At 69.6% G+C, this 11,185-nt stretch carries 10 protein-coding genes; 6 read left to right on the forward strand and 4 right to left on the reverse strand.

Going from position 1 to position 11,185, the window contains the following annotated elements; all coding sequences use genetic code 11:
- Positions 1–88: 88 nt before the first annotated feature.
- On the forward strand, positions 89–1,843 hold the full coding sequence (locus O3I_RS40765; protein ID WP_014988923.1) for an SDR family oxidoreductase: 1,755 nt from the start codon (positions 89–91) through the stop codon (positions 1,841–1,843).
- A 60-nt stretch (positions 1,844–1,903) separates the two neighbouring features.
- Here O3I_RS40765 and O3I_RS40770 read toward each other — a convergent pair whose 3' ends face one another.
- Complete coding sequence (locus tag O3I_RS40770) at positions 1,904–3,226, reverse strand: acetyl-CoA C-acetyltransferase (RefSeq protein ID WP_014988924.1); 1,323 nt, start codon at positions 3,224–3,226, stop codon at positions 1,904–1,906.
- A 274-nt stretch (positions 3,227–3,500) separates the two neighbouring features.
- On the opposite strand from O3I_RS40770, the gene O3I_RS40775 reads away from it, so the two are divergent.
- Both O3I_RS40775 and O3I_RS40780 read left to right on the forward strand, forming a co-directional pair.
- Positions 3,501–4,859, forward strand: a complete 1,359-nt coding sequence (locus O3I_RS40775; protein WP_014988925.1) for a 3-oxoacyl-ACP reductase — start codon at positions 3,501–3,503, stop codon at positions 4,857–4,859.
- Entirely contained in the window at positions 4,859–5,725 is an 867-nt protein-coding gene (locus O3I_RS40780; protein WP_014988926.1) for a MaoC family dehydratase, read from the forward strand. Before O3I_RS40775 ends, O3I_RS40780 begins: the two co-directional genes overlap by 1 nt.
- A 109-nt stretch (positions 5,726–5,834) precedes the next feature.
- Here the strand turns inward: O3I_RS40780 and O3I_RS40785 are convergent, their stop codons facing one another.
- The 3 genes from O3I_RS40785 to O3I_RS40795 form a co-directional block, all read right to left on the reverse strand.
- Positions 5,835–7,007, reverse strand: coding sequence for a DUF5685 family protein (locus tag O3I_RS40785; protein ID WP_237748213.1), 1,173 nt, complete (start codon positions 7,005–7,007; stop codon positions 5,835–5,837).
- A gap of 144 nt (positions 7,008–7,151) precedes the next feature.
- A complete protein-coding gene (locus tag O3I_RS40790; protein ID WP_014988928.1) occupies positions 7,152–7,751 on the reverse strand; it encodes a TetR/AcrR family transcriptional regulator in 600 nt (199 codons plus the stop codon).
- Between the two features lie 99 nt (positions 7,752–7,850).
- Entirely contained in the window at positions 7,851–9,002 is a 1,152-nt protein-coding gene (locus O3I_RS40795) for a glycoside hydrolase family 3 N-terminal domain-containing protein (protein WP_041563187.1), read from the reverse strand.
- A 160-nt stretch (positions 9,003–9,162) separates the two neighbouring features.
- Between O3I_RS40795 and O3I_RS40800 the strand changes: the two genes are divergently transcribed.
- The 3 genes from O3I_RS40800 to O3I_RS44370 all read left to right on the forward strand — a co-directional run bounded on the left by O3I_RS40800 (position 9,163) and on the right by O3I_RS44370 (position 11,172).
- Positions 9,163–9,651, forward strand: coding sequence for a universal stress protein (locus O3I_RS40800; RefSeq protein WP_014988930.1), 489 nt, complete (start codon positions 9,163–9,165; stop codon positions 9,649–9,651).
- A 121-nt stretch (positions 9,652–9,772) separates the two neighbouring features.
- Positions 9,773–10,867, forward strand: coding sequence for an isochorismate synthase (locus O3I_RS40805; protein ID WP_014988931.1), 1,095 nt, complete (start codon positions 9,773–9,775; stop codon positions 10,865–10,867).
- Between the two features lie 134 nt (positions 10,868–11,001).
- Entirely contained in the window at positions 11,002–11,172 is a 171-nt protein-coding gene (locus tag O3I_RS44370; protein ID WP_014988932.1) for a DUF2613 domain-containing protein, read from the forward strand.
- Positions 11,173–11,185: the final 13 nt, after the last annotated feature.

Here is an 11,185-nt window from a genome sequence, read left to right on the forward strand (position 1 = left end):
ACCCGAATCGCACCGTCTCAGACAGAATGAGGCGGACAACTACGTCCACGGACCGCGGGGCTCGCGGCCCGGATAGTGGGGTGAATCCATGGCCGAAAAGCATGTGGTGCGCAACGGCGAGGTCGATATCGCCGTGTACGAGCAGGGCAATCCGGACGGCCCGACGGTGCTGCTGTTGCACGGCTGGCCGGACTCGCATCGGCTGTGGGACAGCGTGGTGCCGGAACTGACCGAACGATTCCGCGTGTTGCGTGTGGACAACCGCGGGCACGGCGCGTCGACCAACCCGCCTGGCAGTAAAGCCATCTCGACGACGAACCTGGCGGCGGACTACGTCGCGGTGATCGAGGCCCTCGGCAACGGCGCGCCCGTGCACGTGCTCGCCCACGACTGGGGCAGCGTCGCGACCTGGGAAATCGTCTGCGGCCCCGACGCGCAACGTTTGATCGCCTCGTTCACGTCGGTGTCCGGACCGCATATCGCGCACGTCGCCCAGTGGGCGCGGCGGCGCCTGGCCCGGCCGACACCGCGCAATATCGCGCTGCCGCTGGCGCAACTCGGTTCCTTCGCCTACTCGACCTTCCTGGCGCTGCCGGTGCTCCCGCAGGCCGCGATCAAGCTCGGGATGAGCGAAGAGCGCTGGCGCGCCGCGCTTTCCGCCGCCGAGGGCGCCGCGCCGGAACAGATCCATCTGGCGCCGAGCTTCACCACGGACATGGCGAACGGGCTGCGTATCTACCGCTCCACCTGGGCCGCGAACCCGTTTCGGAACCGCGAGCAGTTCACCTCGGTGCCCACCCAGATCATCGTCGGCACCCGCGATCCGGCGGTGCGGCAATCGAGTTACGCCGACGAGGACCGCTGGGCCGAGCAGGTCTGGCTGCGCGTGGTGAAAGGCGGGCACTGGCTGCCGTTCTCGCATCCGCGGCTGCTCGCCGCGGCCACCGTCGAATTGATCGACACGGTCACCGGTGCGCCGCCGGCGCGCACCCTGCGCCGGTCCCGAATCGGCGTGCCGCGCAAGCCCTTCGAGGATCAGCTCGTGGTGATCACCGGCGGCGGCAGCGGTATCGGCCGGGCGACCGCGCTGGCGTTCGCCCGGGCGGGCGCGGAAATCGTGGTCTCCGATGTCAACGACATCGCGGCGGAGGCGACCGTGGCGCTGATCGCCCAGGCGGGTGGGCAGGGACACGCCTATGAACTGGATGTCTCCGACGAATCGGCGGTGCGCAAGCACGCCGACTCGGTGCTGCGCGAACACGGCGTGCCCGACGTCCTGATCAACAACGCGGGCATCGGGCAGGCCGGGCGCTTCCTGGACACTCCGTCGGCCGAGTTCGACCGCGTGCTCGCGGTGAATCTGCACGGCGTCGTCAACGGCTGCCGGGCTTTTGCCGGCGCGATGGCCGAGCGCGGGGCGGGCGGGCACATCGTCAACCTGTCCAGCATGGCGGCCTACACCCCGCAGCAGGCCTTCAGCGCCTATTCCACCAGCAAGGCAGCGGTTTTCATGTTCTCCGACTGTCTGCGTGCCGAATTGGCGGGCAGCGGAATCGGTGTCAGCACCATCTGCCCCGGCATCGTGCACACCGATATCGTCCGCAACACCAGGATGTCCGGTGTGTCGGCCGCGGAAGAGCAGCGCAGGCAGCAACGCTACGACCGGCTGTACCGGTTGCGCGGATACAAGCCCGCCAAGGTGGCCGATCAGATCGTGCGGGCGGTGCGCCAGCAGCGCGACGTGGTCCCGGTAACTCCGGAAGCCCGCCTGCAGTACGTCTTCGGTCGCGTCGCGCCCGCGCTGGTCCGATTCGCCGCCGCCCGAACGAGTTTGGTGCGCTGAACACAGATGGTGTCCGGCCGCACGGCCGGACACCATCTGGCACTTCCTGTTTCGCGAGCCTTACCGCTCGACGATGGCGACCACGCCCTGGCCGCCCGCGGCACAGATGGAGATCAGCGCGCGGCCGGAGCCCTTCTCCGCCAGCATCTTCGCGGTCGAGGCCACGATGCGGCCGCCGGTCGCGGCGAACGGGTGCCCGGCCGCCAGCGACGAACCGTTGACGTTGAGCTTGCTGCGGTCGATCGAGCCGAGCGCGCCGTCGAGGCCGAGCCGCTCCTTGCAGTAGGCGTCGGATTCCCACGCCGCCAGCGTCGCCAGCACCACGGAGGCGAACGCCTCGTGGATCTCGTAGTAGTCGAAGTCCTGCAGGGTCAGGCCGTTGCGGGCGAGCAGGCGCGGCACCGCGTAGGTGGGCGCCATCAGCAGGCCGTCGGGACCGTGGATGTAGTCGACCGCCGCGACCTCGCTGTCCACCAGGTGCGCGAGCACCGGCAGCTTGCGCTCGGCGGCCCACTCCTCGCTGGAGAGCAGCACAGCGGAGGCGCCGTCGGTGAGCGGGGTCGAGTTACCCGCGGTCATGGTGGCGTCGCCCGCCTTCACGCCGAAGACCGGCTTGAGGGTGGCGAGCTTCTCGATGGTCGAGCCGGGGCGCAGGTTGTCGTCGCGGGTCAGGCCGAGGAACGGGGTGACCAGGTCGTCGAAGAAACCGCGGTCGTAGGCGGCCGCCATGTTCTTGTGCGAGAGGTAGGCGAGTTCGTCCTGCGCCTCGCGGGCGATGCCGAATTCCTTGGCGGTGATGGCGGCGTGCTCGCCCATGGACAGCCCGGTGCGCGGCTCGGCGTTGCGCGGGATCTCGATGCCCAGCATGCTCGGGCGCAGCTGGCCGACCAGCTTGAGCCGGTCCTTGTTGGACTTGGCGCGGTTGGCGTCGAGCATCCACTCACGCATGCCCTCGCTGACCCCGATCGGCGCGTCCGAGGTGGTATCGGTGCCGCCACCGACGCCCGCCTCGATCCGGCCCGCCGCGATCGCGTCGCCGACGGTGACCACGGCCTGCAGGCCGGTGCCGCAGGCGAGCTGCAGGTCGTGCGCGGGGGTGTACGGGCTGAGCGTGCTGCCGAGCACGCTCTCGCGAATCATGCCGTGTTCGCCGACCCGCTTGAGCACGGCGCCGCCGGCGACCATGCCGAGCCGCTCGCCCTGCAGGCCGAAGCGGCTGACCAGGCCGTCCAGCGCGGCGGTGAACATGTCCTGGTTGGACGCGTGCGCGTAGGCCTTGTCGGAGCGAGCGAACGGAATCCGGTTGCCGCCCACGATCGCGACCGGGCGGGCGGTCTTACCGGTCTTGGCGGTGCTCTTCGCCGAACGGGATTTGGTTGTCACTCGAGTCTCCAGGTCTCGTTGGGGATGTCCGGCGCTCCGGAGTCCGCGTGGAAGTTCTCCACAGATCGGCGCCCCGTCGCGATTGGTTTACATTAAACTTACTCTGGAGTAAGTTTGTTGTCGACACCGTACCCCCGCAAATGTGCGTGAGCAGACCGAATGCCGGGGAAACGGCAGACCCGAGTACAGAATCGCGGCGTGAGCGACAGTCCCCGGCGGCGGTAGCTTGGCAGGGACCGTGCACGCCGCCGACCACACAGAAAAGGCAGGGACCGTGGCAGCCAGCAAGAGCAAGGGTGCGCCCAACCTCTACGGATCGTTCGTACACTCCTCCCCGGGTCAGTTCCTGGCGAGCAAGCTCGGGCTGCCGCAGCCGGAGCATCTGCGTCGCTACAAGCAGGGCGAGCCCGCGCTCCCGGGCCCGGTGCTGCTCGGTGGCAAGGGCCGGGTCGCCGAACCGCTGCGCACCCTGTTGACGGACTACACCTTCGCCGATGCGGCGAGCGCGGGCACCAAGTACGGCGCGCTGGTGTTCGACGCGACCGGCATCGGCTCGATCGAAGACCTCTCGCAGCTGTTCGAGTTCTTCCAGCCCGCCATGCGCAGCATCGCGGCGTCCGGCCGCATCGTGGTCATCGGCACCACCCCGGAGCTGGCCGCGTCGGTGGACGAGCAGATCGCCCAGCGCGCGCTCGAGGGCTTCACCCGCTCGGTGGCCAAGGAACTGCTGCGCGGCGCCACCGCACAGCTGGTCTACCTGCACCCCGAGGCGTCGACCGGCGCGACCGGCCTGGAGTCGACCCTGCGCTTCCTGCTCTCGGCCAAGTCGGCCTTCGTCGACGGCCAGGTGATCCGGGTCGGTAAGGACGACGCCACCGCGCCCGCCAGCTGGGACCGCCCGCTCGACGGCAAGGTCGCCGTGGTCACCGGTGCCGCGCGCGGCATCGGCGCGACCATCGCCGAGGTGTTCGCCCGCGACGGCGCGACCGTGATCGTCGCCGATATCCCGGCCGCCGGTGAGGCGCTCTCGCAGACCGCGAACAAGGTCGGCGGCACCGCGCTCGCGCTCGACGTCACCTCGCCCGACGCCGCGGAGAAGCTGGCCGAGTTCGCCACCGAGCGCTTCGGCGGCATCGACATCGTGGTGCACAACGCCGGCATCACCCGGGACAAGCTGCTCGCCAACATGGACGAGGGCCGCTGGAACTCGGTGCTCAACGTGAATCTGGCTGCGCCGCACCGGATCACCGAGGGCCTGGTGGCGCGCGGCGCGCTGAAGGACGGCGGCCGCGTGATCGACGTGTCCTCCATCGCGGGCATCGCGGGCAACCGCGGCCAGACCAACTACGGCGCGTCCAAGGCCGGCGTCATCGGCATGGTCAACGCCGAGGCCCCGAAGCTGGCCGAGAAGGGCATCACCATCAACGCGGTGGCGCCCGGCTTCATCGAGACCGCGATGACCGCCGCCATCCCGCTGACCACCCGCGAGGCGGGCCGCCTGATGAGTTCGCTGCTGCAGGGCGGCCAGACGGTCGACGTCGCCGAGACCATCGCCTACTTCGCCAGCCCGGCGTCGAACGCGGTAACCGGCAACATCGTTCGGGTCTGCGGGCAGAGCCTGATCGGAGCATGATGACCCAGATGATCACGCTGACGGAACCGCCCAAGAACGGCCCGCTCTACCTCAAGGCCGCGCTGGGCGCGGTGCCGCTGCCGCTGGTCTCGGCGCGCAAGTCGGCGCTGCCGGATCGGGCGATCCAGCTGGACGGACTGCAGGTGGATCCGGAGCACCTGGCCGCCTACTGCCGGGCGACGGGGCTGCGGTTCGGCGACGCGCTGCCGCTGACCTACCCCTTCATCCTCACCTTCCCGATCGTGATGCAGCTGGTGGTGCAGCGCGACTTCCCGTTCGTCGCGGTGGGCGCGGTGCACGCGGAGAACGTGATCGAGCGGACGCGCGACATCTCGGTGAGCGAGCCGCTGGACATCCGGTCGCACATCGAGAATCTGCGCGAGCACCCGAAGGGGCTGCTGGTCGACGCGATCAGCGAGATCAGCGTCGGCCGGGAACTGGTGTGGCGTCAGGTCACCACGTTCCTGCACCAGCAGCGCACCTCCCTCTCGGGTGGGCCGAAGCCCGAACCCAAACCGGAGGAGGCGGCCCCGCCGACGCCACGCGTGTGGAAGATCGATCAGAAGACGATCACCCAGTACGCGGCCGCGTCGGGCGACCACAACCCGATCCACGTGTCGAAGCTCGGCGCCAAGGCGCTCGGCTTCGCCCGGCCGATCGCGCACGGCATGTGGTCGGCCGCGCACCTGCTCGGCGAGATCGAGGGCCGGGTGCCCGCGAAGGCCACCTACACGGTGAAGTTCGGCAAGCCGATCCTGTTGCCCGCCAAGGTCAATGTGTACACCGACCAGGTCGAAGGCGGTTGGGATCTGGCGCTGCGCAACCCGAAGAAGGGCTACCCGCACCTCACCGCGACGCTGCGCTGACGGACGAAAGCCACTGCGCCGCACCTCTTTCGAGGGGTGCGGCGCAGTTCGTTTGCCGGGCCGTTCGGTTCGCGCACGCAACACGTAAAGCGTTGCACCGCAGAACCGTTCAGCAGCTGCAATCGCAACCGCAACAGTCGCAACCGCAGCAGTCGGATTCACAGCAGCCACCGCAACCACCGTCGCTGCAGCCGCTGCAATCGCAGTTCTTGATCCAGGCGTCCTTGCGTTCGCCGGTGCACGGCTGGGTGTGGTCGGCACAGCAGGCGTAACCGGTGCAGTAGGCCCCGAGAATCAGCGTGAGCGACTCGCCGATACCCGGCCGCCGGGTCGGCGGACGATGACCGGTGCGCTGCGCCCGGGGCACCGCGGCCGCGTCTTCGGGCGTGACGGCGCAGTTGTGCGCGACCGCCGCGCCGATACCGCGAGTGAGCTTGCGCAGCACCGAAGTCAGCGGATCGAGCAGCATCCAGCGCACGGTGGGCACCTGGTCGAGTTCGGCATCGGCCACCGATTCCCGCAGTCGCGCATCCGATTCCCGCAGCAGGTCGTAGGCCTGCGGCATGGTGGTGCCGGTTGCCGCGAGCGGATTGAATCGCCCGCGTGCCAGGTCCTGCTCGTAGTCCTGAACCGCGTCGGCCAGGTGCGCGATCCGGCCGAACTGCCAGCCGGCCGCGCGCAGCGCGTCGACATTCTCCGGCCGCTCGGCCAAAACCGCGGTGTGGGCGAAGAATTCGGACGCGCACAGCTGGGTGGGGATGGTCAGCGAGGTGAGCGCGTCGGTGCGATCGACCACCGCGAGTTCCTGGGCCGCCCGCTCCAGCCGCGACTGCGCGCCGAGCGCGGCGACGAGCGGTGCCACATCCAGGCCGATCTGCTGCGCACTCAGCCGCGCCTGCCCGGCCCAGCGGGTCGCGGCTTGCGCGAGCGGCGCGCGGGCCAGCACGCCGGCGTCGCCGTCGGCCACATGATCGTGAATCTTGGCCGAGGCCAGCAACAGTGACGCGGTGGTGGCCAGCCGCACCCCGGGCGAACTCGCCGACGCGACCGACGCCCGCTGCATGCCGCGCAGCGCACACCGCCCGGCCGCGGTGCGCTGCACCGCACCGCCGGCCTGCGCCTCGGTGAGCACGCTCAGCACGATGGCGTCGACATTGGTTGTGGCACGGGCCAATTGGCCGTGCTCGTCCCGTAACCCCAGACACAGTCCGCACAGATGGCTGCGCCACTGTGCCGCATCGATGCCGTACTTCGCCGCCCCGTGCGCACACGGCCTGAGCAACCCGAACAAATTCCGCCCCGTTTCCTCCCGGCTCGTTCGTCGGAGCCGGTCTGTGCCTGTTGAACCCCCGCACTCTGACAGGCCGCCCGCGACGCGGCAACCGCTACACGCCGGTTACCCGTCCGTACACCCGCCGCGGTGCCGCTATTCCGTCTTCTTGCGCCCGGCCAGACCACGCCAGGCGAGATCGTCGAGCAGATCGACGGCCTCGCTGACCTCGATCCGGCCGCTGGCCACCCGGTCGGCGATGGCCTCGCCCGCGCCGATCACCGCGACCGCGACGACGTCGAAGTTGGTGCCCGGCTCCGGATGTTTGGCGCTGGATTCGAGCAGTTTGGCGGTCAGCTCGATGAACCGCTCGCGGGCGTTCTCGATCTCCGAGGCGAACGCCTGCTGGCCGATGGCCTGCCGGTAGAGCACCTGCCACGAGCGGCGGTTGCGGTCGACGTAGCCGAGGAAGCCCTCCAGCGCGACCCGCACCTGCTCGTGCGGGGACAGCTGCGGGTTACCCGCGGGCACCACCGATTCGATGAAGCGCAGGCCCTCGCGCTGGATGCAGGCGCGGAAGAGTTCGTCCTTGGAGCCGTAGTAGAGATACAGCATCGGTTTCGATATCTTCGCCTCGGCGGCTATGGCGTCCATCGACGTATCGTGGAAGCCTTTCCGCGAGAACACCTCGACGGCGGCGTCGAGCATCTGCTGCTCACGAACCGCCCGAGGAAGTCGCTTCGTTCCGCCCGCCATCCGCTCTCCTACCAATGGTGAATCTCATATATTACTCCAAGGTAAGTTCCGCGGGTCGGATTTGCTCCCCAGTCGCGGAACCAATGCCGCCGCGCGCACTCAGCAGCGCGGCAGCACACCTTTGAACGCCGCCATCCGCAACACCGAAGCGTTCACCTGCGCCGCGGGCAACCGTCCCGCCGCCACGGCTTCCTCGAGGTGGTCTAGCACCGTCGAGACCGCGTCCGTACTGATCCACAGGGCGTTGTCCGCCCCGGCGACCAGCGCGGCTTCCACCGCGTCCTCGATGGACAGCCGGTCGGTGATCGCCGCCATGCCGCTGAGATCGTCGGTGAAGATCGGGCCCTGGAACGGCGCGGCGCCGTAGCCGGTTCCCTCCCGCAGCAGCGCCATCGCCTCGGGGCTGATGCTGGCGGGCACGTCCGGCGTGGTGAGACCCGGCACGTCCAGGTGGCCGACCATCACCCCGGCACCGGAACCGATGAGGTCCCGGTACGGGACGAGATCGACGGTGCGCAGGCTGTCCAGCGGCGGCGTGCGGACCGCGCCGCGATGCGAATCGCCGGAGCCGGAGCCGTGGCCGGGGAAGTGCTTCATGACCGTGCCGACCCCGACCTCACGCATGGCGCGGATGTAGGCATCGGCGTAGCGGGTGACCACCGCGGGGTCGTCGGAGAAGGAGCGGTCGCCGATGACGGAATCGTCGGGCTGCGCGCTCACATCCACATCCGGTGCGAAATTCACCGTGATGCCGATGTCTTTCAACGCGCGACCCCGGGTCAGCGTCGCTTCGTAGAACTGCTCGGGTGTGACGCTCTGCGCCGTCGTCCTGGCCGACGGCGCGGGACCGATCAGGTAGCGGACACGGGAGACCCGCCCGCCTTCTTCGTCGATGGTGACCATCAGCGGCACCTTCGCCGCCTGTTTGACCTGCTCGATCTGCCCCGCACCGAGCAGCGACGGATCGGTCCAGCCGCCGATGAAGATGCCGCCGACCTGCTCGGATTGCACCACGTTCGCGGCATCGGCGCGGTCGGCGACACCGACCGTCAACAGCTGCGCCAGCTTCTGCCGCAGCGTGAACTGCGCGAGGTAGCCCGCGGTGCAGTCCGGCTTCGGGGTGGAGCTCGGCTGCGTGGCCGTCTCGGGGATGACCGCGCGCGACGGCGTGGGACTGCCGTCGCCGCCGCTCGAGCAGGCCGTCGCCACGGCGGCCAGCACGACGAACACGAGCAGGGGCGTCTTCCGCATGACGGTCAACGGTACTGTTCGAGCGCCGTTACGGCACGGTGGGGTGGGCCGCCGGACCCTTTCCGAGTGGCAGGTCCGATCCCGCGCGCCAGCAGGTGAACGCGCGTTTCCCACGGTAACCTTGACCTGTAGCCGGGAGACTCCCACCAGGAGGTCCATCGTGCCGTGCGATCTGATGCTCATTGCCTACGACGGTTCCGAAAACGCCAAGCGCGCCATCGAATACGCGGGGCGATTCCTCAGCGCGGACAGAGCCATCGTGCTGACCGCGTGGGAGCCGATGGTGCGCCAAGCCGCCCGCCTCTCCGGGCTGTCGGGGGTGATGCAGCCCGAATGGGTGCCCGACGAGGAAGTCGAGGACGTCGCCTACGTCGACGCGCGCACCATCAATACCGAGGGCGTGCGCCTGGCCAAGCTCGCCGGGCTCAATGCCGAGGCGCGCACCGCCGAATGCACGACGACCATCTGGAACGCGATCGTGGAATGCGCCGACGATCTCGACGTGGACATCATCGTCGCGGGCACCAGGGGCGCCACCGGCATCCGCGCGCTGATGCACAGCAGCGTGGCCGACGCCGTGCTCAAGCATTGCCACCGTCCGGTCCTCATGGTTCCGCCCGGCAAGGAGCCCGCGGCCAAATCCCGCTGACCCGCTCGCGGGCACGGAAGTCGCTGCGCGCATACGGGTCTGGAGCGCGGGCGCGGTGCGGCCGTGAATGCCGTCACGCGGGCCGCTGCGGCTGCCCGAGCGGGGTTAGGGTCGAAAGACTATGGACGGATTCCTGCTTGCTCAGCCCGGCGGGGTGGTCCGGGCTACCGGTAGCCGGATCGCTTTCCGCGAACCCGAACGCGCGGTCGCCGCGTTGCGTGCGGGCAGTGCCGATCTGATCGTCGGCGCGCTGCCGTTCGATCCGCGCGAACCGGCCGCGCTGACCGTGCCGGAACAGGCCGAGCACACGGCGGGACCGTGGCGGCCCGCGGCGTTGCCGGAGCTGCCCGCGGTCCAGTTCCTCACCGAAATCCCCAGTGCCGCTGAACATATCGCGCGAGTGACGAAGCTGGTCGAGCAGCTCGGCGATCCGGCGCAGCCGTTGCGCAAGGTGGTCGCGGCCCGCTCCATCCTCGCCGAGGCGGCGTCGGCGCTGGACCCCGAGGTGGTCGCCGCGCATCTGCTCGCGCGCCATCCGCACGCGAACGTGTTCGCGGTCGACCTGAGCGCGGCCGGGCGCACGGGCGCGACGCTGGTCGGCGCGACCCCCGAAGTGCTGATCGAGCGCCGCGGCCGGACCGTCACCCTGCATCCGCTGGCGGGCACCGTGCCCCGCCTGGCCGATCCGGACGCCGACGCCGCCCAGGCGCGCGACCTGCTGGCCAGCGGCAAGAACCGGGACGAGCACGCGTTCGTCATCGACTGGATCCGGGACCGGTTGGGACCGGTCTGCGCCGAGTTGTCCATTCCCGACGGCCCGGAACTGGTCAGAACCCACGAGGTCTGGCACCTCGCCACGCCGATCAGCGGCACGCTGCGCGACCCCGCGACCACTGCGCTCGAGCTGGCCCTGCTGCTGCATCCGACGCCCGCCCTCTGCGGCACACCGACCGACCTGGCGCTCGAGACCATCGCCGGCCTCGAAGAGGACCGCGGTTTCTACGGCGGCGCGGTCGGCTGGTGCGACGCGCACGGCGACGGCTCCTGGGTGGTGGCGATCCGCTGCGCGGAACTGTCCGCGGACGGCCGCACGGTGCACGCCTACGCCGGCGGCGGCATCGTCGCCGCCTCGGACCCCAAGGCCGAACTCGACGAGACCACCGCCAAACTCCGCACGTTGCTCGGCAGCCTGCACTGCGCGATCCCCGCCCACTGACCGCGCAACGGCGCCGCACACGGCGATACCCATCGACTATCACCGGGGAATCGACGGGCTGAACGCACCGAATCGGCGAGCGGGCTGCTAGGTTGACCGGGAATGTGCCTGCATCGATGTATTGGAGTGCCGCAATGAAGTTTGCTGTTCCTGGTGTTGCGAGTGCTGTCGGCGGCGCCGTGCTCGGTGTGATCGCGGTGCTCCTCGTGACCGTTGCGGTGCAGCAGAACACGCGTCCGGACATCGACCGCAGCGGCGACAAGGATTCGTCGCTGCTGAACAACGTCGAGTACGGCAGTCGCTGACCTCGGCCCTAAC

This window comes from Nocardia brasiliensis ATCC 700358 (assembly GCF_000250675.2).
In the GTDB taxonomy this organism is placed as follows: domain Bacteria; phylum Actinomycetota; class Actinomycetes; order Mycobacteriales; family Mycobacteriaceae; genus Nocardia; species Nocardia brasiliensis_B.